This window comes from Streptomyces sp. NPDC002577, from assembly GCF_053594815.1.
In genome coordinates, this window is record NZ_JBSFWK010000028.1 from 37,900 (window position 1) to 61,481 (window position 23,582).

Genomic DNA, 23,582 nt, shown 5'->3' on the forward strand with positions numbered 1-23,582 from the left:
GGAATGAATCGCCCCCCGAGTCGGTCACTATAGAAGCCTGCCACTCGCCGGCCGACCGCCGCCCCACGCATGATGTCCGGCGACCGTGGGCGGGGTCACACCGATCGCCATATCACCGAGGGAACGAGTCTTGACTGAGCAGTTGCGACTGATGGCCGTTCACGCCCACCCCGACGACGAGTCGAGCAAGGGCGCGGCCACGATGGCCAAGTACGTGTCCGAGGGGGTGGACGTGCTGGTCGTGACCTGCACCGGCGGGGAGCGCGGCTCCATCCTCAACCCGAAGCTCCAGGGCGACAAGTACGTCGAGGAGCACATCCACGAGGTACGCAAGAAGGAGATGGACGAGGCGCGCGAGATCCTCGGCGTCAAGCAGGAGTGGCTCGGGTTCGTCGATTCGGGTCTTCCCGAGGGCGATCCGCTGCCGCCGCTGCCCGACGGCTGCTTCGCCCTGGAGGACGTCGACAAGGCGGCCGGCGAGCTGGTGAAGCAGATCCGTTCCTTCCGTCCGCAGGTGATCACCACCTACGACGAGAACGGCGGGTACCCGCACCCCGACCACATCATGACCCACAAGATCACGATGGTGGCCTTCGAGGGCGCCGCCGACCCCGAGAAGTACCCCGAGGGCGAGTTCGGCCCGGCGTACCAGCCGCTGAAGCTCTACTACAACCAGGGCTTCAACCGCCCCCGCACCGAGGCGCTGCACAACGCGATGCTGGAGCGCGGCCTCGAGTCCCCGTACGGGGAGTGGCTGCGGCGCTGGGACGAGTTCGAGCGCGTGGACCGCACGCTGACCACGCACATCCCGTGCGCCGACTTCTTCGAGATCCGCGACAAGGCGCTGATCGCGCACGCCACGCAGATCGACCCCGACGGCGGCTGGTTCCGGGTTCCGATGGAGCTCCAGAAGGAGGTCTGGCCGACCGAGGAGTACGAGCTCGCGACGTCCCTCGTCGATACGTCCCTCCCCGAGGACGACCTCTTTGCGGGCATCCGCGACAATGCCTGACATGAGCGCAAGCGCAAGCCTGGCAATGACGCACCTCGTCACCCTCGCCGAGGTCGACGAGAACAAGGTGACCCCCGGCGTCCTCGGCTTCATCGTCTTCGCCGTGATGGCACTCGCCGTCTGGGGCCTGATGAGGTCGATGAGCCGCCACATGAAGAACGTCGATTTCAAGGAGGCCCCGGAGGACGGCGCCTCCGACGCCGTGCACGGCGGCACGAAGGGCTCGGCCTCGGCCGCCAAGGGCTGAAACGGCTGAGCCCGCGCAGCAGGCTCAGCCGTCTGATCCGGCCGGGCGCTTCCGGCAACCGGAAGCGCCCGGCCGGATCAGGGTCACCCCACCCCCACCGGCACTCCCATGACCTCCCGGGAGTGGCGCCTCGGCACCATGCCCAGGCGCCAGGCCTGCCAGCCGGCTTCCAGGTCCACTCCGCGCTCCAGGAGCAGCTGGTAGGCCTCCACGTAGTCGTCCAGCTTGGCGTCGCGGGCCGGGTGCGGGGTGCGGGCCAGTTGCGCGAGCTCCTCCTCGGCGACCGCGGTGCCGACCTCCGAGCCGCCGGGCGAGGCGTACGGCAGGAGGGTGCAGCGCAGGAAGTGGGCCCAGTCCTCGCCGCGGCGGTCGCCGTAGCCGGTGAACAGGGCCGCCGCCTCGTCGCAGAGGGCCAGGGCCGCCTGCGTACGGGCGTTGCCGGCGTCGACGACGGCCAGCTCCAGGCAGGTCCAGGCCTCGCCGTGGGCGACGCCGATGCGCTGGAAGTCGGCGCGCGCGTCGATCAGGAGCTGACGGGCGAAACCGGAGTTGCGCAGCGACCCGGTCTGCGCCGCACGCTGGTCGCGGGTGACCCGCGCCGAGTGGTGGCGGGCGCACGCCAGCCCGTACACGTCGCGCATGCGCGAGAACATCGTGCGTGAGCGCTCCAGCTCGCGGACCGCCTGGTCGAGGTCGCCGGACTCCTCCAGGGCCTGGCCGAGGTAGTAGATCGTCCAGGCCTCGCCGCGCGCGTCCTCGTTGCCGTGGTGACGCGACGCCGCCTGTCGCAGGCCGTCCACCGCCGTCGACGGCTCCCCGTCGACCAGCCGGGCCCGCGCGAGCTGCGTCATCGCCCACGCCTCACCGCGGCCGTCACGGGTCCGCCCGAACAGGTCCAGCGCGATCCGCAGCTCGCTCTCCGCGCGTGGGATGTCACCCATGCGCAGGCACAGCTGCCCCAGCTGGAAGTGCGCCCACGCCTCACCGTGCACCGACTCGCTCTCCCGGTGCAGGGCCAGGGCCGTCGACAGCTGCTCCAGCGCCTCGGCGAGCCGGCCGCGGTCGCGCTCCACCGCGGCCAGGGCGTGCAGCGTCCACGCCCGGTCGGCGGCCAGCACGTCCGAGGCCTGCAGATCGAGCGCCTCGCCCAGCTTCGCCGCCGCCTCCGTCAGATTGCCCTGGTGGTGCAGCGTGATGCCCAGCGAGCACAGCGCGCGGGCCGCGCCCGCGTCGTGGTTCGCCTCGAAGTAGAGATCCACGACCGACGCCAGGGTCGAGCGCGCCGTGTCGAGCTCGCCGAGCTGACGGGCCGCGATGCCCGTACGCCACTGGACGCTCCGTACCAGCAGACCGTGGTCTATGGCCTGTGTCAGCTCGCTGATCTCGCCCAGGCGGTACAGGTCGCCGCGCAGCAGGCAGTAGTCGCACAGCGCACCCAGCAGGTTCAGCACCGCCGCCTGGTTCACGCCCTCCGCGTGCCGCAGCGCGGCCGTGATGAAGCTCGACTCGTCGTCCAGCCAGCGCAGCGCCGCATCGAGCGATGTGAAGCCGTGCGGACCGACCGTGCTCGACTGGAAGGACGTGTCCGCCCTGGTCGAGGTCTTGCCGTCGACCAGGCGGATCACCGAGTCGGCCAGCTCCGCGTAGTTGACGATCAGCCGTTCCTGCGCGGCCGTGCGCTCCGTGGGGTCCTCCTCGTCCAGGAGCCGGGCCTGCGCGAAGGCCCGTACGAGGTCGTGGAGGCGGTAGCGGTTGCCGCGGACGTGGTCGATGAGGCCCGCGCGGTGCAGCGCGGTGAGCTGCCGGGTGGCCTCCGTCTCGTCCGTGCCGAGCAGCGCCGCCGCCGCGGCCGCGCCCAGCGACGCCCGCCCGGCCAGCGCCAGCCGCCGCAGCAGCCGCCGCGTCGTGTCCGGCAGATCCGTGTAGCGCAGCCACAGCGCACGGCCGACCGGCTCCACCGGCCCGTACGCCCCCAGGTCCACCGCCAGCTGACGCGCCGAACGCGCCCCCAGCGAGGAACCCGCGATGCGCAGCGCGAGCGGCAGACCACCGCACAGCTCGCGCACGCGGTCCGAGGACTCGGCGTCGTACGGGCCCGACGCGTCCTGCGCCGACGCCCGCAGCAGTTCGTCCGAGCCCGCGGCCTCCAGGGGCTCGACGGACAGCTGGTGCACCCACGCGGCCAGGCCGGCGGGCAGCTCGAGCGGCTTGCGGGCCGTGACCAGGACCAGGCTCTCGGAACGTTCCGGCACCAGGGTGCGCACCTGCTCGGGGTCGGTGGCGTCGTCGAGCACCACGACGACCGGCAGCCCCGTCAGATGCTGGTGGTACAGCTCGCTCAGCCGCCGCACCTGCTGGTCCTGCGAGGACCGCTCCCGGAACAGCAGCTGCTCGCGCGGCGCACCCAGCCGGTTCAGCAGATACAGCAGCGCATCGCGCGTCGACAGCGGCGGCGCCTCGGGGTTGTCGCCGCGCAGATCCACCAGGCACGCGCCCCGGAACTGGTCCTTCAGCCCGAGCGCCGCGCGCACCGCCAGCGACGACCGGCCCGACCCGGGCGCACCGTGCAGCACCACCACCGTCGGCCGTGTCTCCGTGCTCGCCCGCGCCGCCTGCACCCACTGCGCGATCCGCGCCATCTCCTGACGCCGGCCCGCGAACGGACCCTCCGGCTGCGGCAGTTGCCCGAACGACCGCTCGAGCACACGTCGGCGCCGCGCCTCCGCGCTCTTGTCGGTACGCCGCAGCTGCGGCGTCGCCTTCTTCGTAGCGCCCGGCGTGCTGGCGAAGATCACCCGCTGCTGATCCAGGAACGGCCGGATGCCCCGCACCTCCAGCGCCGTCAGCCACTGCAGGCGCAGCTGCTCGGGGCCGCCGGGCTGGTTGCGGGCGCCCGCGTTGCGGCTCGCGGCCGGTACGTGCGACGCCGTCACCTTCACCACCGTCATGGCCGCGCCCGCCACACCGGCGACCGCGCCGACGCCCATCGCGGTGCCCGTGCTCGTGCCGACGAGCAGGTCCGCCAGACATGCCGCGACGGCCGCGGAGCCCGCCACCAGAAAGGCGGTTCCCCCTCCCTCCCGGGCGAATCTCTGCCCGAACGACAACTGCCCCGCCTCGGCCTCGTCGAGCGCCGCCGTGTACGCGCCGTACTCCTCGGCCGCGTTCTGCGCCATGGCGTCCAGTGCCCCACGGGCCCGCGACAGCAGCAGACTCCCGTCGACCCGGCCGCCCGAGCGCCGAACCTCCTCCTCCACGGCCCGTGCCAACAGCCGCTCGGCTTCAGCCCGATGGCTGTCCCGCATGTCACGTCCCCCTCCGGTGGCTACGGCATTCGCGGACAAGTCTCCTTCGAACGGGCCGTAATTGGGAGGGGATCAGGTGAAGGTGCAGCCGGAGCAGAGGACTTGACGAAGGTGAGTCCGGCTACTCCACCGTTCCGTGGGCCAGCAGTGCCGCATGGGGCAGCCTCAGCCGGCCGTCAGGGCCGGCGAACTCGTCGCTGATCAGGTCGTATTGCCGCTTGGCCGCGGCGATGACGTCCGGGGGCTGCGAGATCAGGAGGTGCCCGATGCCGGCCACACCGGACGCGGGGCCCGCCCACCAATCCTCAGCGCCGACCAGGTGATCCCAGGTGATCAGCTCGCAGCGCACATCCCGCAGACCCGCCGCCCGGAGCAGCTCGCCCAGCCCGTCCGTGGTGCGGGCGAAGTCCTCCTGGGGGTCGAGCGCGGGAAGGTGAGCGGGCCGGGTCACCCCCGCGGCCTGCATCGCGCGGCCGATCAGGGCCTGGCCCGCGGCAGGCGGTGCCGCCCAGATCGTCAGTGCGAGGCGCCCACCCGCCCGGGTGACGCGCCGGAGCTCGGCCACGGCGGCACGAGGCCGTCCGACGTGGTTGAGGACGAAATTGGCCACCGTCGCATCGAACTCGCCGTCGGCGAAGGGCAGGCCGGGAAGTGTCGCCAGCCGCACGTCGGCGTCCGGCACGGACCGCGCGGCGAGCCGGACCATGCTCGGCTCGGCGTCCACTGCCGTCACCTTGGCACCCCGGGCACAGGCCGCCGCGGCGACGGCACCCGTGCCGGTCCCCACGTCCAGGACACGGTCGCCACCGGCGACCTCGGCCGCGTCCAGCAGCTCCGGCACCGGGTGGGCGCAGAGCCGGGCGAAGCTGCCCGCATACGCCTGCGCCCTGTCGGCCCAGATCAGACGTTCACTTCTGTCAAAAGCTGTCATCAGCGGATCCCCACCCTCACGCACCGGCTCGCAGGATATTCATGCACCTTCGGGGCACCGTCGGACCACGTGGTCTACCAGCAGACGTTTATAACTCTGCGCACAGCACGAAATATCGCGGTGAATCGCCGTACGGCACAGGAACTTGAAGACGAACCGCAGCGGAGCCCGGACACCGATGGAGATCTGGTGGTCGCCGGGACCCATCCGTCCGCCGTGGTGACGGCGGTGGCCCTGCTCTCGCTGTCCCTGTCCGGCATGATCACCGCCCTGACCAGCCGCGTCCTGCGCATCGCCCCAGGTAATGCGGACGTGGCCTCCGCGGCCGGTTCCGCCGCCTTCCAAGGGGGCCTCGCCGTCGGCTCCTTCCTCGGCGGACGACTCCTGGACGCCCACGGCCCGCACAGCACCGTCGTCACCGGTGTATTCCTCGCCGCGGCAGGTCTCGTTCTGTTCCTCGTTGAGGAGCCCCTCAGCCATCGCGGCGGTAGCAGTCACGGTGCCAATCGGTCACCAGTGACTGATTCCAGCGACGAACTGGCCCGCTGAACAGGCATGGAAACGGGGAGTCTTCGGATGGCTCCGTCCCCTAGGTTTCACCGCATGGCCTCATCCGTCGGTCCCGAAGACCGAGTTGCCGAGGCGCGGCCGCGTCTGGTGACCCGCCCGCTGCTGTTGCGCTTTGTGACGGTCGTCGGCTCCTCGGCGAGCTTCTATCTGCTGCTGTCGGTCGTCCCGGCGTACGCGCAGAGCGTGCCGGGCGGGGGCAGCGACAAGGCGGGCCTGGTCACCGGTGCGCTGATGCTGGCCACGGTGGCCGGCGAGCTGATGGCCCCATGGCTGGCCGCACGCTGTGGCTATCGCGTGATGCTGGGGGCGGGGTTGTTGTTGCTGGGTGCTCCGGCACTGGCCCTGACCGTGTCGCAGAGTATGGCGTGCATCGTGGCGGTGTGCCTTGTCCGGGGGCTCGGCTTCGCGTTCACCCTGGTGGCGGGTGGGGCGCTGACGGCGTCGCTGATCCCGCCCGAACGCCGCGGGGAGGGGCTGGCCCTGATCGGCATCATGGCCGGTGTGCCGTCGCTGGTGGGCCTGCCGCTCGGGGCCTGGCTGGCAGTGCACACGGGGTACGGGCCCGTCTGCTCGATGGCGGCACTGATCGCCCTGGTCTCCATCGCCGCAGTCCCGGGCCTGCCCGGCCGGGAAGCGGCGTCGGGGCCGCCCCTGGGGATCTTCGCTGGGGCCCGTTCCGGCACGCTCGGCCGCCCCACGTCCGTGTTCGCGGTGACGGCAGTGGGCGCGGGGATCGTCGTCACCTTTCTGCCACTGGCCGTGGCGCCGGGCCATTCCGGCGCGGTCGCCGCTGCACTCTTCGTGCAACCGGCCGCCGCGACCGCATCCCGCTGGTTCGCCGGTCGGCGCGCCGACCGGCGCGGAGCCGCCGGGCTGGTCGTGTCGGGGCTGGTCGCCTCAGCCGTCGGCATCCTCGTCGTTGCCCTCACCGGCGTCCCCGTCGCGGTCGTCGTGGGTGCGGCCGTGTTCGGGGTCGGCTTCGGCATCACCCAGAGCGCAACCATCACGTTGATGTACTCCCGGGTCCCGGCCTCCGGGTACGGGACGGTGAGCGCCCTGTGGAATGTCGCCTACGACGCGGGTATGGGCATCGGCGCGGTCGGCTTCGGCACGGTGGCCGGCTTGACCGGCTACCCCTGGGCATTCGTCCTGACCGCGCTCCTGATGCTGACAGCCCTCGTCCCGGCCTGGTGGGACCAAACGGCAGCGTGCAAACAACGTGCGACGACCAGGGAGGATCGGGCGGTGACCGAGGAGGGACAACGGTGAGCGATTACCTGCACCCTCCTCCACTCCCGCAGACTCACCAAATGAGATGGTTTGTTAGCCAGTTGTACTGGCCCGCAGACGTGAAGCACTTTCCGGGCGCGGGTACACCAGCACCTGTCTCTCCGTATTCCGGCACACGACTGTGGCCACGCGGTGCAGCCCCCCACGGCGGATGGCCTCGTCCCGGCCCACGACCTCCAGGAGTCGGTCGTGATCGTCCACGCGTTCCACCAGCTCGTTCACCGGGGCTCACGATGTCAGAGACAACTGAGGTGCGACTCGTGCCGCAGGCACCGGCGCGTGATCGCGGCCCGCCTCGGAGGCAAGGCGGTCCGGGCCATTGCGCGGGACTGGGATGACCGCAATGTGACCGGCACGCGGGGTGGCAGGCCCAACGCCCAAACTGTCACACAGATCATCACTGCACCGAGGCTATGCGGCTACCGCGCCAACAGGGGGACTCTCCTCCTCGACCCGGCGACCGGACAGCCTGTTGTCGGGCGGTGGGAATCCATTGTCACGCCGGACCAGTGGCAGGCGGTATGCGTCACATTCTCGCCCGGCAGCCTCTACATGCACCGCGGCAGCGGCGCTCCGAGACTCACGAACAGGACATCCGCTCCCCAGCAGCTTGGCAGTGGCTTTCTACGGTGTGGAGCGGAGCGCTCCGACGGCACGGTCTGCCAGGGCAAGCTGGGTGCGCAGCGCGGCAGGAGTAAGAAGAGCCATCTGATCCGCCCCGTGAGGCGGTGGAACGTCCGGGTGGAAGGCCCGTCGGGCAGGATGGAGGTATGCCGAACCGACTGGCCCATGAGACGTCTCCCTACCTTCTCCAGCACGCGGACAACCCCGTTGATTGGTGGCCCTGGGGGACAGCTGCCTTCGAGGAAGCTCGTCGGCGCGACGTGCCTGTCTTGTTGAGCGTGGGGTACAGCTCTTGCCATTGGTGCCATGTACTCGCTCGCGAAAGCTTTGAGGACGAAACAACGGCAGCCTTCATGAACGAACACTTTGTGTCCGTGAAGGTCGACCGTGAGGAGAGGCCCGACGTCGACGCCGTGTACATGGAGGCCGTGCAGGCGGCGACCGGGCAGGGCGGCTGGCCCATGACGGTGTTCCTCACGCCCGATGCCGAGCCCTTCTATTTCGGTACTTACTTCCCGCCCGCCCCCCGGCACGGCATGCCCTCGTTCCGGCAGGTGCTGCAGGGCGTGCAGCAGGCCTGGGTCGACCGGCGCGACGAGGTCGCCGAGGTCGCGGGGAAGATCGTGCGGGATCTCGCCGGGCGGGAGCTGTCGTACGGCGGCAGCGGGGTGCCCGGCGAGGAGGAGCTCGCGCAGGCGCTGCTCGGGCTGACGCGCGAGTACGACCCGGCGCACGGCGGGTTCGGCGGCGCGCCCAAGTTTCCTCCGTCGATGGTGATCGAGTTCCTGCTGCGGCACCACGCCCGCACGGGCGCCGAGGGCGCGCTGCAGATGGCCGCCGACACCTGTGAGCGGATGGCGCGCGGCGGGATCTACGACCAGCTGGGCGGCGGCTTCGCCCGCTATTCGGTCGACCGTGAGTGGGTGGTGCCGCATTTCGAAAAGATGCTCTATGACAATGCCTTGCTGTGCCGTGCGTACGCGCATCTGTGGCGGGCCACTGGGTCGGACCTCGCGCGGCGTGTGGCGCTGGAGACCGCGGACTTCATGGTCCGCGAACTGCGCACGAACGAGGGCGGATTCGCGTCCGCGCTCGATGCCGACAGCGACGACGGTACGGGGCGGCATGTCGAGGGCGCGTACTACGTGTGGACGCCCGCGCAGCTGCGCGACGTACTCGGTGACGAGGACGCCGCGCTTGCGGCCGGGTACTTCGGGGTGACCGAGGCGGGGACGTTCGAGGAGGGCGCCTCCGTGCTGCAACTCCCGCAGGCCGAAGGGCTAGTGGACGCCGCCCGGCTCGCGTCCGTGCGCGCTCGGCTGCTTGCCGCGCGAGAGCAGCGGCCCGCGCCCGGACGCGACGACAAGGTGGTGGCCGCCTGGAACGGCCTCGCGATCGCCGCGCTCGCGGAGACCGGCGCGTATTTCGACCGGCCCGACCTCGTCGGCACCGCGATCGGGGCGGCCGACCTGCTCGTACGCGTCCACATGGACGACCACGCACGGCTCGTCCGCACGTCGAAGGACGGCCGGGCGGGGTCCAACGCGGGTGTGCTGGAGGACTACGCGGATGTCGCGGAGGGCTTCCTCGCCCTGGCGTCGGTGACGGGCGAGGGCGTGTGGCTGGAGTTCGCCGGGTTCCTGCTGGATCACGTCCTGGCGCAGTTCACCGGTGAGAACGGCGAGCTGTACGACACGGCCGCCGACGCCGAGCGGCTCATCCGGCGCCCGCAGGACCCCACGGACAACGCGGCGCCGTCGGGCTGGACGGCCGCGGCGGGGGCGCTGCTGTCGTATGCGGCCCAGACGGGGTCCGAGCCGCATCGCGGGGTTGCCGAGCGGGCGTTGGGTGTGGTGAAGGCGCTGGGCCCGCGGGTGCCGCGGTTCATCGGGCACGGGCTGGCGGTCGCGGAGGCGCTGCTCGACGGGCCTCGTGAGGTCGCCGTCGTCGGGTCCGCGGGCGATCCCTCGACGCGGGAGCTGCACCGTGCGGCGCTGCTCGGGACGGCGCCGGGGGCGGTGGTCGCGGTGGGCGAGCCCGGCAGCGACGAGCTGCCGCTGCTTGCCGATCGGCCCCTCGTTGACGGGCGCGCGGCCGCGTATGTGTGCCGGAACTTCACGTGTGACGCGCCGACGGTCGAGGTGGAGCGGTTGCGGGTGGCTGTGGGCGCGGTCGGCCCGTAGGGTCCGCCGTGCCGACGAACCGGGTCAGCCGAACTCGGCCAGGGCCGTTCCCACGATCCGCTCCAAGCGGTCATGGTGGGCGCCCCGCCAGTACACGCGGTCGCAGTCCACGCACTGGGCGAACACGTCGTACGACCGCTGCGTGCCGCCCTGGAGCAGGTCGGCGACGTCCTCCTTGCGGGCGTCGCGCAGGGGGCCGTTGCAGGCTGTGCACCGGGTCCACGGGCGCAGCTCGGGTGTGAAGCGGCCCAGCACGTCGCGGAGCTGGTCGTCGGGCCGGTCGCTGTAGACGTACGCGCCGGCCCACAGCTCGCGGCGGCGCAGCAGCCCGCGGTCGCGGCTGAGCAGCACGCGCCGCTGGGTCGCGGACCGGGTGGCGAGCGCGGCGTCCCCGGGGTCCGCGGAGTCGTACGCCGCGTCGACGCCGAGCAGCCGCAGCCGCCGCGCCAGCGTGCCCAGATGGACGTCGAGCAGAAAACGCAGCGGCGCGCCCGGCACCTGCTGCGGGCGCTCGACGGCCCGCACCTCGACGGACTCCCCGGCCGCGGGGATGTGCGCGGCGGTGACCTCGCGACCGTCCACGACGAGCCCGCCCACCTCGGTCAGCGGCACCCCGGCCGCCTCGATGGCGTGCCCGAGCGTCGAGGCGCCGTCGGTGACGAGCCGCGTGGGACGGCCACGCCGCCCGGCAGGCACGAACATGCCCAGCTCGGGGGCGAAGGCCACCTGGATCTCGGGTCCGTTCACGGCCTCAGAATGTCATGGGGAACAGGCCCGCTGCCTGCTCTTTTTCCGGCGCGCCAGCGGGCCGTGAGGGCTTCAGCGGGCCAGAGTGGCCTCGAACGTGCTCAGCGCCCGGTCGAGGAGGTCGGACAGGTCGTCCTGGTGGTCGCGCTCGGCCCAGTAGAGGCTGGTTTCGAGCAGTGCGCCGACGATCGCGGTGGCGAGGACGCGTACCTCGAGGTCGCCGGTGTCGCGGCCGGTGCGGCGGGCGATGGCCCGGCGCAGCAGGCAGCCGGTGACGGCCATGCTCTCGGTCGACCGGGACCGGACGGCGGGCACGTCCACCATCAGCCGGGTCCGGAGCCGGGACACGGCCGGCTCCTTCTCGAACCCGAAGCCGACGACCTTCCGCAGCACGTGGCGCAGGGAGTCGAGCAGCGGCTCGTCCTCGGGGCGGGCCCGCATCTCCTGTTCGAGGACACAGTCGTATTCGTCCGTGAGGACGATGTCCTCCTTGGTCGGGAAGTACCGGAAGACGGTGGACGGCGACACCTCGGCGGCCTCGGCTATCTGCTCGATCGTCGTCGCGTCGTACCCCTGCTCGTCGATCAGCCGGTAGGTCGCCTCGCGGATCGCCGCCCGGGTCTTGATCTTCTTCCGTTCACGGAGGCCCAGCTGCGGGCGGTCGGCTGAGGGCGTGGTGCGTGCGGCCGTCATACCGCTCATTGTCGGCCACTCACTGTCAGTGGTCCATGTCACTCTCGGGTGCGGACCGGTTGACGTTCCGTACGGAAGTACGGGCGTACGGGCGTGCGGGGCGCGCTCAGCCGTGCTGGTAGGCCACCAGAGAGATGCCGACGTAGTGCACGACGAACGCCGCGAGGGTGAAGGAGTGGAAGACCTCGTGGAAGCCGAACCACCGGGGTGAGGGGTTGGGGCGCCGGATGCCGTAGATCACGCCGCCCGCGCTGTAGAGCAGCCCTCCGACGACCACGAGGACGAGGACGGCGATGCCGCCCGTGCGCATGAAGTCGGGGAGGAAGAAGACAGCGGCCCAGCCCATGGCGAGGTAGCAGGGGGTGTAGAGCCAGCGTGGGGCGCCGACCCAGAAGACGCGGAAGACGATGCCGGCCGCTGCCGCCGCCCAGATGCCCCAGAGCAGCCACTGCCCCTTGGCGCCGGGCAGCAGCAGCATGGTCAGCGGCGTGTAGGTGCCCGCGATGATCAGGAAGATGTTCGCGTGGTCCAGTCTGCGCAGGATGCCGTCCGCGCGGGGGCCCCAGTTGCCGCGGTGGTACAGGGCACTCACACCGAACAGCAGGCAGGCCGTGAGGATGTAGATGCCGCAGGCGATCCGGCCGCGGGTGGAGTTCGCGAGGGCGGTGAGCACGAGGCCCGCGATGAGCACGGCCGGGAACATCCCGGCGTGCAGCCAGCCGCGCAGGTGCGGCTTCATCGGGGCCAGGGCTGCCTGGAGCGGCGACGGGGAGGTCTGGTGCGGGATCTGTGCCGGCCCCCCTTCAGGGGTCGCTGAACTCCCGGTGGCGTCGGCGGCAGGCGCAGTCATTTCCGCATCGTACCTACGGAGGCGTAAGTCACCTATGCCTCCCGGTGAACAAAAGCGCACAGAGTGGTGATGCTCACGTCGCTCAGTTGTGAGGCCGTCTGGACAGATGCGCGAATGCGGCGGATGATCAGATGAGTGCGGTCGGCACCGGATGAGCGCAATGGCTTCAGGCGCACAGCATCCGGGTCGCAGCCCCCACGGGGCACCAAGTCAAAATCCCCTCTTTTAGGAGCAACCGTGGCGCGCGACATCGCGGCTCCCAACACCGTCCCCACCCGCAATCAGGAACTGGTCTCGTGGGTCAACGAGATCGCAGAACTGACTCAGCCGGACAGCGTGGTCTGGTGTGACGGATCCGAGGCCGAGTACGAGCGACTGTGTGAGGAGCTCGTCGCCAAGGGCACCTTCAAGAAGCTCGACCCGATCAAGCGCCCGAACTCGTACTACGCGGCTTCCGACCCGACCGATGTCGCCCGGGTCGAGGACCGCACCTTCATATGCTCCGAGAAGGAGCAGGACGCGGGCCCGACGAACCACTGGAAAGCGCCCGCCGAGATGCGGGAGATATTCGCCGGCCGTGACGGCCAGGGCGGCATCTTCCGCGGCTCGATGCGCGGCCGGACCATGTACGTGGTGCCGTTCTGCATGGGCCCGCTCGGCTCACCGCTCTCCGCGATCGGCGTGGAGATCACCGACTCCGCGTACGTCGCCGTGTCGATGCGCACCATGACGCGCATGGGCCGGCCGGTCCTCGACGAGCTCGGCTCCGAGGGCTTCTTCGTGAAGGCCGTCCACACCCTCGGCGCGCCGCTGGAGCCGGGCCAGGAGGACGTTCCGTGGCCCTGCAACTCCACCAAGTACATCTCGCACTTCCCGGAGTCCCGCGAGATCTGGTCGTACGGCTCCGGCTACGGCGGCAACGCGCTGCTCGGCAAGAAGTGCTACGCGCTGCGTATCGCCTCCGTCATGGCGCGTGACGAGGGCTGGCTCGCCGAGCACATGCTGATCCTCAAGCTGACGCCGCCGCAGGGCGAGTCGAAGTACGTCGCGGCGGCCTTCCCGTCCGCGTGCGGCAAGACCAACCTCGCCATGCTGGAGCCGACGGTCTCCGGCTGGACCGTGGAGACCATCGGCGACGACATCGCCTGGATGCGGTTCGGCCAGGACGGCCGGCTCTACGCGATCAACCCCGAGGCGGGCTTCTTCGGCGTCGCGCCCGGCACCGGCGAGCACACCAACGCCAACGCGATGAAGACGCTGTGGGGCAACTCGGTCTTCACGAACGTCGCACTGACGGACGACGACGACATCTGGTGGGAGGGGATGACCGAGGAGACCCCGGCGCACCTCACCGACTGGAAGGGCAACGACTGGACCCCGGCGTCCGAGGCCCCGGCCGCCCACCCGAACGCCCGCTTCACCGTCCCCGCCTCGCAGTGCCCGATCATCGCGCCCGAGTGGGAGGACCCGAAGGGCGTGCCGATCTCGGCGATCCTCTTCGGCGGCCGCCGCGCCTCCGCGGTCCCGCTGGTCACCGAGTCCTTCGACTGGCAGCACGGCGTGTTCCTCGGCGCGAACGTGGCGTCCGAGAAGACCGCCGCCGCCGAGGGCAAGGTCGGCGAGCTGCGCCGCGACCCGTTCGCCATGCTGCCGTTCTGCGGCTACAACATGGGCGACTACATGGGCCACTGGATCGACGTCGCCAAGGACAAGGACCAGTCCAAGCTCCCGAAGATCTACTACGTCAACTGGTTCCGCAAGAACGACGCGGGCAAGTTCGTCTGGCCCGGCTTCGGCGAGAACAGCCGCGTCCTGAAGTGGATCGTCGAGCGCCTCGACGGCAAGGCCGAGGGCGTCGAGACCCCGATCGGCATCCTGCCGGCGAAGGGGGCCCTGGACACGAACGGCCTGGACCTGGCCGACGAGGACCTGGACTTCCTCCTCACGGTCGACAAGGAGGTCTGGCGCGAGGAGGCCGCCCTGGTCCCCGGGCACCTGAACACCTTCGGCGACCACACGCCCAAGGAGCTGTGGGACGAGTACGAGGCGCTGGTGCAGCGCCTGGGCTGACGCCCCGCCGTATGAACTCCGCGGTCGGCCAGACCTTGCCCTGACCTGTGATGTCGCCCGGCCGGCCGCGAGCGGGTCCCCTTCCGCCGAGTGCACGAACACTCGGCGGAGGCACCCCGTAGGGGCAGGTCCCCGCACAATGGCGTGCGGGGACTCTTGCCTGTGTTCACTCAAGTCCCTTCACTCAGGCCCCCCTTGCTCGCGCGCCCCCTTGCTCGCGGGATCTTCACACCTGTTTCATGTTCATTACAGGTGCATCACTGATCCCGGTGAGCGCTCAAGTCGGCCTGTGGGGGGCACAGTTGAAAACCGCACACCGTCCCAGACGCCTCGCGGCCACCGTCCTCGCGGCCGCCCTCAGTGCGGCCGGACTCACCGTCGCCGCGGCGCCCGCCGCGCACGCCGCCGCGTCCGACGCCGTGGCCAAGCTGCCGTTCACCTCGTACTCGGCGCTGGCCGTCGACAATGTCCACGAGCGCGTCTTCCTCGCCGACGGCAACGTCGGCTCCAGCTACAACACCGGGCAGATCGCCGTCTACACCTTCCAGGGCGAGCGCATCTCCACGATCAGCCTGTCTTACCACGTCTCCGGCCTGGCGCTGAGCGCCGACGCGAGCACGCTCTATGTCGGCGAGCGCTACCGGATCTTCGCCTACGACACCGCCACGCTCGCCCTCAAGACCGCCACCACCGTGAACACCGACCAGTGCGGGCGCGAGGTCGTCGTCGCCGGCGGCAAGCCCTACTACACCTCGCCCTACACCGACTTCCCCGCCCAGTGCGCCACGGTGACCTCCTACCTGGACACGATCGTGAACGGCGGTTGGCAGCGCACCGGCTGGAACGACACCGGCAAGCTGCTGCTGGAGGGCGGCCTCAATGACACCTTCGTGATGGGGCAGTCGCTCAACTCCGTGGCGACCGACCCGTTCGTCAGCGTCTTCGACGGCAGCGGTGAGACCCCCGTGCGGGGCGCCACCCGCCGGTTCGCCGACGACGCCGGCAACGGCGCGCTGAACCTCAAGGACATCGCCGTCTCCCCGGACGGCACGAAGATCGCCCTCGCCGATGCCGCCGCCGGCACCCGGCTGCTCAACACCACCGACCTGTCGGACGCGGCCACCGGCTACCAGGCGCTGCCGGACGGCGCCACCGCCAGCTCCGTCGCCTTCAGCGGCGACGGCAAGTACATCGCGCGCGGCGCCTCGGCCACCGGCTCGACGCCCGACCTGCTGGTGCAGCCCGCCGACCCGGCCGACTCCACGGCCCCGCTGGAGTTCGCCTTCGAAGGCAGCCAGGACGGCGACCGGGTCGTGCCGCGCGGCATGGAGTGGGCGGCGGACGGCTCCCGGCTCTTCGCGGTCACCACCAACGCGGCCGGCAGCCAGTACTGGCTGCACATCATCCAGCCCCCGGCCGTCCAGTACGACACCCGCTTCACCGGCGGGCTGACCCACAGTCCCGCCCAGGCCGTCGCGGGGGAGCCGCTCTCCGTGCGCGGCAAGCTGGAGTTCGACGGACCCGCGCCCGCCGAGCCGCTGAAGGTCGCGGCGACGCGCACGGACGCGGACGGCATCCACGAACTGGGCACCGCCACCGTCAACGCGGACGGCACCTTCACCGTCCTCGACGAGCCCGACCTCGTCGGCGACGCGACGTACACCATCTCGTTCCTCGGCGACCTGACCCACCGCCCTGCCGAGGACGTGACCTACGCGGTGTCCGTCGCCAAGGCGCCCACCTCGATCGAGCTCACCGCTCCGGCGTCGGCGGACATGGCCACGGGCGTGGAGATCACCGGCAAGCTGACCCTGCAGGGCAAGACGCCGGCCGAGCGGCCCGTGCTCACGGTGCAGCGCACCGACCGCCTCGGCACCGGGGCGCTGACGTCGGTGACGGTGGCCGCCGACGGCACGTTCACCATCAACGACCTGCCACGCACCAACCGCCAGGTGACCTACACGGTCGGCTACGCGGGCGACGACCTGCACGAGGGGTCGAGCGCGTCAGCGGAGGTCCTGGTCAGCAAGCACTGACCGGCCGTCGCCGTCGCCGTGGTGCCCACGACGGCGGGTGCCGTTCACGTGTTGGGCACCCGGTCCGCGCCACGCAGTGGGTGTGCGCGGACCGGGGCCGACATGGGGACCCGGAATACGGGTCAGCAGGCCGCCAGTTGGCGGCCCTCCTGGGCCGCCGCATGCGCATCCATACGCCGCGCCGCAAGAATCGCGGCACCGGTGTCGGCCCGCGACGCCGCCACCACCAGAGCGCGGCCCGCCAGGGCATGCGCACGCTGGTGCAGGGCGGCGAGACGCGGATCCCGCCCAGTGCCCGCCGCAGGGGAGCCGTCCCCGGCGGCGGACGCGACAGCCGCCCGCACCGGCGGCTCCCCGTCGCGCAACCGGGCCACCTCCCGCGCAAGCTGTTCGGCGGCGGCGTCCAGGTCCGTCAGGTCCGCCTCGGCGGAGAGTGCGCGCAGGTCGTCGGTGACGGCGAGCAGCGCCGCGAGATGCCCGGCGAGCTGGATGTCCAGCTCCTCCTCGCGGGAGCGGTGCGGGAAGCCCTCGGGGGCGCCGGCCATCGTGTGGACCGACTTGGTGCGGATCGGTTCGTACATGGGATGGCCTCCTGTGCTCTGACAGGAAACCATCCTAGCTTGGAATCAGTCTAAAGTTGAGTCGGTTCGCGGAATGGAGCACAGTCTTCACACAGCGTGAATCGGACGAGACCGGACGAGAGTGGTGGGGCGCAGGGTCAGGACTGGCTGTATCCGTCCAGGAACTTCCCGATACGGCCCACCGCGTCCTTCAGGTCCGTCACCGACGGCAGCGTGACCACGCGGAAGTGGTCCTGTTCCGGCCAGTTGAAGCCCGTGCCCTGCACGACCATGATCTTCTCGGCGCGGAGCAGGTCGAGGACCATCTGCCGGTCGTCCTTGATCTTGTAGACCTTGGGGTCGAGGCGCGGGAAGAGGTACAGCGCCCCCCTCGGCTTCACGCATGTCACGCCCGGGATCTGCGTCAGCAGCTCGTACGCCGTGTCGCGCTGCTCCTTCAGGCGGCCACCCGGCAGGACGAGGTCGTTGATCGTCTGGCGCCCGCTGAGGGCCGCCACCACGCCGTGCTGGCCCGGCATGTTCGCGCACAGGCGCATGTTGGCGAGGATCGTCAGGCCCTCGATGTACGAGTCGGCGTGCGCCCGGGGGCCGGAGATCGTCATCCAGCCGACGCGGTAGCCCGCGACGCGGTACGCCTTCGACATGCCGTTGAAAGTCAGGGTGAGCAGGTCCGGGGCGATGGCCGCGGTCGGGCGGTGCGTCGCGCCGTCGTAGAGGATCTTGTCGTAGATCTCGTCCGAGCAGATGAGGAGATTGTGGCGGCGGGCGATGTCCGTCAGGCCGCGCAGCATCTCGTCGCTGTATACGGCGCCCGTCGGGTTGTTCGGGTTGATGATCACGAGCGCCTTGGTGCGGTCGGTCACCTTGCGCTCGATGTCGGCGAGGTCCGGCATCCAGTCGGACTGCTCGTCGCAGCGGTAGTGCACCGCCGTACCGCCGGACAGTGAGACCGCGGCCGTCCACAGCGGATAGTCCGGCGCCGGGACCAGTACCTCGTCGCCGTCGTCGAGCAGGCCCTGCATGGCCATGACGATGAGCTCGGAGACGCCGTTGCCGATGAAGACGTGCTCGACGTCCGTCTCCACGCCCAGCGTCTGGTAGTGCATCATCACCGCGCGGCGCGCCGCGAGCAGGCCCTTCGCGTCTCCGTAGCCATGCGCGGACGAGACGTTGCGGAGGATGTCCTCGAGGATCTCGGGCGGGCACTCGAAGCCGAACGCGGCCGGATTGCCGGTGTTCAGCTTGAGGATGCGGTGACCTGCTGACTCGAGCCGCATCGCCTCCTCGAGAACCGGGCCCCGGATCTCGTAACAGACGTTGGCGAGCTTGGTCGACTGGATCACCTGCATGTCCGTGAGCTTACGGGCGTGTAGCCGGATTCGCTCCGTGTTATCCGCCACGTGAGACATGGGAGCGGGGTCGTGCGGGTTCGGTATATCCCTCGGCTACACCAGCTTTCCCTTGAGTCTCTACAATCCCCGCCCATGTCCTGGCATCCTCACCACGGCACCGGCACGCACGGCGCGAACAGTGCGGACGGAGCGTATGGCGCATACGGCTCCAATGGTCCGTACATGAATGAAGACGACACCCAGAATCTGCCGAACGTGTACCACCCGTACGGGGACACGACCCAGGCCTACGACGCATACGCGGACCCGGCGGCCGCACACGGCTGGCAGGAACCCGCGGCGGGCGCCCCCGGCACGTACGACGACGCCCATGGCATGTATGGGGGCGGCACGGGCGCGTACGGGAACGACGCGGACGGCGCGTACGGCGGCGAGCCCGGCGGCCCGGGCGTCCACAGCGAGAGCGGTGACGCCGCATACGGCTCCGACGGCGACGAAGGCGCCGACGACGACCGCTCCGTCTTCGTCGACGGGTCGGGCCGCCGCAGCCGGGTGATCAGCCGCGTGGCCATCGCGGTCGCGGCCGTCTTCGTCGTGTTCATCGGTCTGGTGATAGCCGGGTTCTTCGGCGCGGGGCCCTCCGGGGGCTCGGCGCCCTGGGACCAGGACAAGGAGCAGACCCACAAGGGCGAGGGGGCGAAGCCGACCACGAGCCGGACCAGCCCGACCAGCGCCGAGCCCACCTCCGCCCCGCCCGCCGGGGCACCGGAGTCCGCGAGCCCTAGCGCGTCGGCGAGCGCGTCCGGGACCGGGGGCGAGACGAAGGAACCCACGAAGGCGCCCACGACCACGGCGGCCTCCACCACCAGCACGCCGGGCAACAGGGGGAACTCCGGCAACACCCCGGGCCACGGCCAGGGGGCGACCAAGGGACCCAAGTGAGTCGATCACGACGCCTGACCGGAACGAGCCGCACCACACCTCCCGCCGGTGCTGCCCGCTCCACCTCCTCCGCCGGCGCCACGCAGTCCATGCAGCCGCCGCGGAGCGCACCGCCGACCAGCACCACCGGACGCGCCCTGCGGCGCGAACCGCGCGCCCATTGGCTGCTGCTCCTGCTCACCCTCGCGGTCGCCGCCACCGCGCTGCTCTTCAGCGGCTACGGGCGGCACGAGATGGCCGGCACCGCCGCACCGGCGGGCCGCTGCACCTGGGTGCCGGAGAGGAAGAAGGTGGCCTTCTTCCTCTCCGGCACCCAGGTCGCGGCCCAGCCCGACCTGGTGCGCAGGATCCGCGACGAGGGCCACCAGATCGGCTCGCACGCCTACACCGACGCCGACCTCGGGGGCGGGCCGCCAGGACGGGCGGCGCGCGCTAAATAGATCGCATGTTCGGTTCGGTGGGTACCCTGGAACCATGTCCGCGCACCTTCATGGTCTCCAGGGCTCGCTGTTCGACCAGACCGACGACGTCCGGCTCGGCCCGCTGACCGGCGTCCGCAGGACCGTGCTGGGCGACGGGGCCTGGATCGATCTGCTGCCGGGATGGCTGCACGGGGCGGACGTGCTGTTCGAGCACCTGGCCGACGCCGTGCCGTGGCGTGCCGAGCGCCGCCAGATGTACGAGCACATGGTGGACGTGCCGCGGCTGCTCGCCTTCTACGGCGCCGACGACCCGCTTCCGCATCCCGTCCTGGACGAGGCGCGGGCCGCGCTCTCCGCGCACTACGCCACCGAACTCGGCGAACCCTTCGCCACCGCGGGGCTCTGCCTCTACCGCGACGGCCGCGACAGCGTCGCCTGGCACGGCGACCGGATCGGCCGCGGCGCCCGCGAGGACACCATGGTCGCCATCCTGTCCGTGGGCACACCGCGCGATCTGCTGCTGCGCCCGCGCCGGCCGGCGGACGGGGCCGGGGGAGGCGCGGGCCGGAGCGGCCGGGCGACCGTACGGCAGCCGCTCGGGCACGGCGATCTGATCGTGATGGGCGGCTCCTGCCAGCGCACCTGGGAGCATGCCGTGCCCAAGAGCGCGCATGCGGCAGGGCCGCGGATCAGCATCCAGTTCCGGCCCGAGGGCGTGCGCTGACAGGGGCGGGCGAGGCGTCCAGCGTCCGCTCAGCGTGCCCCGGCGCCGCGGACCGTGCGCCCGGCGAGGACATCGGTGCGCCGTCCGTCCTCGATCACGAAACGGCCGTCGATCAGCACATGCGGGATGCCCGTCGGCAGGGCCCGCGGGCCCTCGAACGTCGAGCCCGCCGCGACCGTGTCCGGGTCGAACAGGACCAGGTCGGCGCGGTGGCCCTCGCGGACGAGACCCCGGTCGGCGAGCCGGAGCCGGGCCGCCGGGCGCCCGGTGAGATGCGCGACGCACTCTTCGAGGGAGAGGACGCCCAACTCCCGTACGTACCGGCCCAGATACTGCGGGAACGTCCCGTACGCGCGCGGATGCGGCTTGTCGCCCTGCAGGATCCCGTCCGAGCCGCCGGTGTGGACGCGGTGGCGCATGATCGCCCGCACGTTCTCCTCATGGCCCACGTGCTGCAGGATCGTCGGACCGAGGCGGTCCTCGACGAGCAGGCGGCGGGCGGTCACCCAGGGCTCCTCGCCGCGCCCGTCCGCCGACTGCTGCACGGTCCTGCCGACGTACGACGCGAGTTCCGGGGCGGTGACGCCCGAGACCTCGATGGTGTCCCACTCGATGGGCACGCCGTGGCAGCCGTCCGAGCCGAGGACCTCCAGGTGGTGGCGTATGCGCTCGGCCACCACGTCGTTCTTCAGGCGGGCCAGGATCGCCTCCGGGCCGCCCTCGCTCGCCCAGCTCGGCAGCATCGCCACCAGCGTCGTGCAGCCCGGGGTGTACGGATACGTGTCCAGGCTGATGTCGGCGCCCGCGTCGAGCGCGTCGTCGAGGAGGGCGAGGAGTTCGGGGGCGCGGCCCTTGTTCACGCCGAAGTTCATCGTGGCGTGGGCGAGATGGAGGGGGCAGCCGGCGGTCCGGGTCAGCTCCACCATCTCCGCATACGCCTCCAGGGCGCCCGCGCCGTACGAGCGGTGGTGCGGGCAGTAGTAGCCGCCGTGCGCCGCCACCACCCGGCACAGCTCGGCGAGTTCGGAGTCCTTCGCGTACATGCCGGGCGTGTAGGTGAGGCCGGACGACATGCCGGTGGCGCCCTGCGCCATGCCCTCGGCCACCAGCTGCCGCATGCGGTCCAGCTCGGTGGGCGTCGCCTCGCGGTCGTCCCAGCCGACGGCGAGCATACGGACGGTGCCCTGCGGGATCAGATACGCGGCGTTGACGGCGATGCCCTCGCCGTCGAAACCGTGGTCCAGACGGTCCAGGTACTCGCCGACCGAGCGCCAGGTGAAGTCGATGCTCTCGTCCCCGGGGCCGCCGCCGTTCCAGCCGGCGATCGACGTGCGGACCTCGGCGAGGGTGCGGTCGTCGACGGGCGCGTACGACAGGCCGTCCTGGCCGATGACCTCGAGAGTCACGCCCTGGGCGGCCTTCGCGCTGTGGTCGGGGTCGCGCAGGAGGGCCAGGTCGCTGTGGGCGTGCATGTCGATGAAGCCGGGGGAGAGGACGAGCCCTCCGGCGTCCACCTCCCGGCGGGCGGCGGGGCGTCGGCAGCCGGCCGCCGCGGCCTCCTTGACGATCGACATGATCCTGCCGTCGTCGACGACCACATCGGCGCGGTACGAGGGCGCCCCGGTGCCGTCCACGACGTCCGCGTCACGTATGACGAGGTCCACGGCTGCCTCCTAGAAGAACGTGCGGACGTAGTCGACGACAGTCCCGTCCGCCTGGGCCACCGGGATCAGCTGCCACTTGTCGAAGGACGTGCACGGGTGCGACAGGCCCATGCCGAGCCAGTCGCCGACCTCGAGGTCCGCATCCGGAGCCGTACGCAGCCAGGCGTGCTGGTCGGACAGGGCGGTGACCGAGATGCCCGTGGCGGGGCGCTCGGTGCCGTCCCGGCGTACGACCTGCGCGAACGGCAGGTCCAGGTCGTACGCCGCGTCCCGCTTGCCGGCGTTGACGAACGCCTGTTCCGCCGACGGCCGTGACACCACCTGGGCCCACAGGCGGAAGGCGGGCTCCAGGGCGCCCTCCTCCGGGACGCGGTTGAAGGGGGTCAGCTTGCGGTAGTGGCCGTCGTCATGGGAGACGTACGCGCCCGAGCGCAGCAACTTCAGGACGGGCAGGGACAGCTCGGGGATCTCGGCGAACACGTCGGCCACCGCGTCGAACCAGGCGCTGCCGCCCGCGCTCACCACGATCTCCCCGGCGTCCGGGAAGCGCCCCGCCTTGTCGAAGTCGACGGCCAGGGCGACGAGCCGGCGCAGCCAGGCGTCGACCCGCTCCGGGTCGGCCCCCGGGACCTCCCCCTCGTAGCCCGCGACGCCGACCAGACGCAGTGTCCCGGTGGCGGCCACCGCGTCGGCGACCGCCGCGCACTCCGCCTCCGTGCGGACGCCGGTACGGGCGCCCTCGCCGGCGGCGAGTTCGACGACGACGTCCACCGGGCGCGAGGTCCCGCGCAGCGCAGCGTCCATCAGTTCGACGCCGCGGACGGAGTCGACGTAGCAGACGAAGCGGAAGGACGGGTCGGCGGCGAGCTCGGCCGCGATCCACTTCAGGGCCGCCGCGTCCACCAGCTCGTTGGCCAGGAACACCCGCTGGATGCCGAACGCCCGCGCCACCCGCGCCTGGTGCGGCACCGCGAGCGTGATGCCCCATGCGCCGTGCTCGATCTGGCGCTGGAAGAGCTGCGGGGCCATGGAGGTCTTGCCGTGCGGCGCGAAGGCGAGGCCGTGGCGGGTCGCGTACGCCTCCATGAGCTCGAGGTTGTGCTCCAGGCGCTCGGCGGAGAGGGCGAGGACCGGAGTGGCGAAGCCGCCGGTGAAGAGGTTGCGGCGCTGGGCGGCCAGCTCGCCGACGGTCAGGCCGTCGGCGTCCGGCGGGAGGCCCTTGAAGCGGTGGTCGACGCGTTCGGCGGCCAGGCGGGCGAGCGCTTCGGCACTCATGGAACCTCCCTGATCAGGCGCGTTGCGATATGTGCAATGCGCATTGCGTATTACGTTTCCTGCT

Annotated in this window: 20 protein-coding genes; 11 read left to right on the forward strand and 9 right to left on the reverse strand. The window is 71.2% G+C overall.

Annotated elements, in window-relative coordinates; all coding sequences use genetic code 11:
• Positions 1 to 130 precede the first annotated feature (130 nt).
• Both mca and ACWD4J_RS28425 read left to right on the forward strand, forming a co-directional pair.
• The gene (gene mca / locus ACWD4J_RS28420; protein ID WP_451398289.1) at positions 131 to 1,012 is read left to right on the forward strand and encodes a mycothiol conjugate amidase Mca; all 882 of its coding nucleotides are present in this window, start codon (positions 131 to 133) and stop codon (positions 1,010 to 1,012) included.
• Positions 1,005 to 1,259: a hypothetical protein gene (locus ACWD4J_RS28425; protein WP_451398290.1), complete on the forward strand. Its 255-nt coding sequence runs from the start codon at positions 1,005 to 1,007 to the stop codon at positions 1,257 to 1,259. Before mca ends, ACWD4J_RS28425 begins: the two co-directional genes overlap by 8 nt.
• 83 nt (positions 1,260 to 1,342) lie before the next feature.
• On the opposite strand, the gene ACWD4J_RS28430 is transcribed toward ACWD4J_RS28425, so the two are convergent.
• Positions 1,343 to 4,564, reverse strand: a complete 3,222-nt coding sequence (locus tag ACWD4J_RS28430; RefSeq protein ID WP_451398291.1) for a tetratricopeptide repeat protein — start codon at positions 4,562 to 4,564, stop codon at positions 1,343 to 1,345.
• Between the two features lie 121 nt (positions 4,565 to 4,685).
• Positions 4,686 to 5,495 (reverse strand): class I SAM-dependent methyltransferase, encoded by an 810-nt coding sequence (locus ACWD4J_RS28435; protein WP_451398292.1) that lies wholly within the window; start codon positions 5,493 to 5,495, stop codon positions 4,686 to 4,688.
• 69 nt (positions 5,496 to 5,564) lie between these two features.
• On the opposite strand from ACWD4J_RS28435, the gene ACWD4J_RS28440 reads away from it, so the two are divergent.
• The 4 genes from ACWD4J_RS28440 (at position 5,565) to ACWD4J_RS28455 (ending at position 10,162) form a co-directional block, all read left to right on the forward strand.
• A complete protein-coding gene (locus tag ACWD4J_RS28440; RefSeq protein ID WP_451398293.1) occupies positions 5,565 to 6,044 on the forward strand; it encodes a hypothetical protein in 480 nt (159 codons plus the stop codon).
• A gap of 54 nt (positions 6,045 to 6,098) precedes the next feature.
• A complete protein-coding gene (locus ACWD4J_RS28445) occupies positions 6,099 to 7,334 on the forward strand; it encodes an MFS transporter (RefSeq protein ID WP_451398294.1) in 1,236 nt (411 codons plus the stop codon).
• Between the two features lie 300 nt (positions 7,335 to 7,634).
• On the forward strand, positions 7,635 to 8,255 hold the full coding sequence (locus ACWD4J_RS28450; RefSeq protein ID WP_451398295.1) for a recombinase family protein: 621 nt from the start codon (positions 7,635 to 7,637) through the stop codon (positions 8,253 to 8,255).
• Positions 8,138 to 10,162, forward strand: a complete 2,025-nt coding sequence (locus tag ACWD4J_RS28455; protein ID WP_451398359.1) for a thioredoxin domain-containing protein — start codon at positions 8,138 to 8,140, stop codon at positions 10,160 to 10,162. Before ACWD4J_RS28450 ends, ACWD4J_RS28455 begins: the two co-directional genes overlap by 118 nt.
• 24 nt (positions 10,163 to 10,186) lie before the next feature.
• Here the strand turns inward: ACWD4J_RS28455 and ACWD4J_RS28460 are convergent, their stop codons facing one another.
• From ACWD4J_RS28460 to trhA, 3 genes are all read right to left on the reverse strand, one after another.
• Positions 10,187 to 10,909, reverse strand: a complete 723-nt coding sequence (locus ACWD4J_RS28460) for a Mut7-C RNAse domain-containing protein (protein ID WP_451398296.1) — start codon at positions 10,907 to 10,909, stop codon at positions 10,187 to 10,189.
• 72 nt (positions 10,910 to 10,981) lie between these two features.
• On the reverse strand, positions 10,982 to 11,602 hold the full coding sequence (locus ACWD4J_RS28465; protein ID WP_451398297.1) for a TetR/AcrR family transcriptional regulator: 621 nt from the start codon (positions 11,600 to 11,602) through the stop codon (positions 10,982 to 10,984).
• A gap of 106 nt (positions 11,603 to 11,708) precedes the next feature.
• A complete protein-coding gene (trhA, locus tag ACWD4J_RS28470; protein ID WP_451398298.1) occupies positions 11,709 to 12,452 on the reverse strand; it encodes a PAQR family membrane homeostasis protein TrhA in 744 nt (247 codons plus the stop codon).
• A gap of 237 nt (positions 12,453 to 12,689) precedes the next feature.
• Here trhA and ACWD4J_RS28475 point away from each other — a divergent pair, with 237 nt between their 5' ends.
• Together ACWD4J_RS28475 and ACWD4J_RS28480 are read left to right on the forward strand one after the other, a co-directional pair.
• A complete protein-coding gene (locus ACWD4J_RS28475) occupies positions 12,690 to 14,522 on the forward strand; it encodes a phosphoenolpyruvate carboxykinase (GTP) (RefSeq protein WP_451398299.1) in 1,833 nt (610 codons plus the stop codon).
• Between the two features lie 269 nt (positions 14,523 to 14,791).
• Positions 14,792 to 16,558 (forward strand): Ig-like domain repeat protein, encoded by a 1,767-nt coding sequence (locus tag ACWD4J_RS28480; RefSeq protein WP_451398300.1) that lies wholly within the window; start codon positions 14,792 to 14,794, stop codon positions 16,556 to 16,558.
• A 122-nt stretch (positions 16,559 to 16,680) separates the two neighbouring features.
• Here ACWD4J_RS28480 and ACWD4J_RS28485 read toward each other — a convergent pair whose 3' ends face one another.
• Entirely contained in the window at positions 16,681 to 17,139 is a 459-nt protein-coding gene (locus ACWD4J_RS28485) for an SCO4983 family protein (protein ID WP_451398301.1), read from the reverse strand.
• Between the two features lie 137 nt (positions 17,140 to 17,276).
• Positions 17,277 to 18,488: a pyridoxal phosphate-dependent aminotransferase gene (locus ACWD4J_RS28490; protein WP_451398302.1), complete on the reverse strand. Its 1,212-nt coding sequence runs from the start codon at positions 18,486 to 18,488 to the stop codon at positions 17,277 to 17,279.
• 225 nt (positions 18,489 to 18,713) lie between these two features.
• Here ACWD4J_RS28490 and ACWD4J_RS28495 point away from each other — a divergent pair, with 225 nt between their 5' ends.
• Genes ACWD4J_RS28495 through ACWD4J_RS28505 form a run of 3 tightly spaced genes read left to right on the forward strand, consistent with a single transcriptional unit; the run spans position 18,714 to position 20,579 of the window.
• Positions 18,714 to 19,433 (forward strand): hypothetical protein, encoded by a 720-nt coding sequence (locus tag ACWD4J_RS28495; RefSeq protein WP_451398303.1) that lies wholly within the window; start codon positions 18,714 to 18,716, stop codon positions 19,431 to 19,433.
• The gene (locus ACWD4J_RS28500; RefSeq protein ID WP_451398304.1) at positions 19,430 to 19,873 is read left to right on the forward strand and encodes a polysaccharide deacetylase family protein; all 444 of its coding nucleotides are present in this window, start codon (positions 19,430 to 19,432) and stop codon (positions 19,871 to 19,873) included. Before ACWD4J_RS28495 ends, ACWD4J_RS28500 begins: the two co-directional genes overlap by 4 nt.
• Before the next feature lie 34 nt (positions 19,874 to 19,907).
• Positions 19,908 to 20,579, forward strand: coding sequence for an alpha-ketoglutarate-dependent dioxygenase AlkB (locus ACWD4J_RS28505; RefSeq protein WP_451398305.1), 672 nt, complete (start codon positions 19,908 to 19,910; stop codon positions 20,577 to 20,579).
• A 29-nt stretch (positions 20,580 to 20,608) separates the two neighbouring features.
• Here the strand turns inward: ACWD4J_RS28505 and ACWD4J_RS28510 are convergent, their stop codons facing one another.
• Positions 20,609 to 22,243: an N-acyl-D-amino-acid deacylase family protein gene (locus tag ACWD4J_RS28510; RefSeq protein WP_451398306.1), complete on the reverse strand. Its 1,635-nt coding sequence runs from the start codon at positions 22,241 to 22,243 to the stop codon at positions 20,609 to 20,611.
• Between the two features lie 9 nt (positions 22,244 to 22,252).
• Positions 22,253 to 23,518 carry an amino acid deaminase gene (locus ACWD4J_RS28515; protein ID WP_451398307.1) on the reverse strand — a complete coding sequence of 422 codons (1,266 nt, stop codon included), beginning with the start codon at positions 23,516 to 23,518 and terminating at the stop codon, positions 22,253 to 22,255.
• Between the last annotated feature and the right edge of the window lie 64 nt (positions 23,519 to 23,582).

Excerpts from the sequence above, each read along its gene's own strand:
- ACWD4J_RS28425 (WP_451398290.1), top strand. The coding sequence starts at position 1,005 with ATGCCTGACATGAGCGCAAGCGCAAGCCTGGCAATGACGCACCTCGTC.
- ACWD4J_RS28430 (WP_451398291.1), bottom strand. The coding sequence starts at position 4,564 with ATGCGGGACAGCCATCGGGCTGAAGCCGAGCGGCTGTTGGCACGGGCC.
- ACWD4J_RS28435 (WP_451398292.1), bottom strand. The coding sequence starts at position 5,495 with ATGACAGCTTTTGACAGAAGTGAACGTCTGATCTGGGCCGACAGGGCG.
- ACWD4J_RS28445 (WP_451398294.1), top strand. The coding sequence starts at position 6,099 with ATGGCCTCATCCGTCGGTCCCGAAGACCGAGTTGCCGAGGCGCGGCCG.
- ACWD4J_RS28465 (WP_451398297.1), bottom strand. The coding sequence starts at position 11,602 with ATGACGGCCGCACGCACCACGCCCTCAGCCGACCGCCCGCAGCTGGGC.
- trhA (WP_451398298.1), bottom strand. The coding sequence starts at position 12,452 with ATGACTGCGCCTGCCGCCGACGCCACCGGGAGTTCAGCGACCCCTGAA.
- ACWD4J_RS28485 (WP_451398301.1), bottom strand. The coding sequence starts at position 17,139 with ATGTACGAACCGATCCGCACCAAGTCGGTCCACACGATGGCCGGCGCC.
- ACWD4J_RS28490 (WP_451398302.1), bottom strand. The coding sequence starts at position 18,488 with ATGCAGGTGATCCAGTCGACCAAGCTCGCCAACGTCTGTTACGAGATC.
- ACWD4J_RS28495 (WP_451398303.1), top strand. The coding sequence starts at position 18,714 with ATGAATGAAGACGACACCCAGAATCTGCCGAACGTGTACCACCCGTAC.
- ACWD4J_RS28505 (WP_451398305.1), top strand. The coding sequence starts at position 19,908 with ATGTCCGCGCACCTTCATGGTCTCCAGGGCTCGCTGTTCGACCAGACC.
- ACWD4J_RS28515 (WP_451398307.1), bottom strand. The coding sequence starts at position 23,518 with ATGAGTGCCGAAGCGCTCGCCCGCCTGGCCGCCGAACGCGTCGACCAC.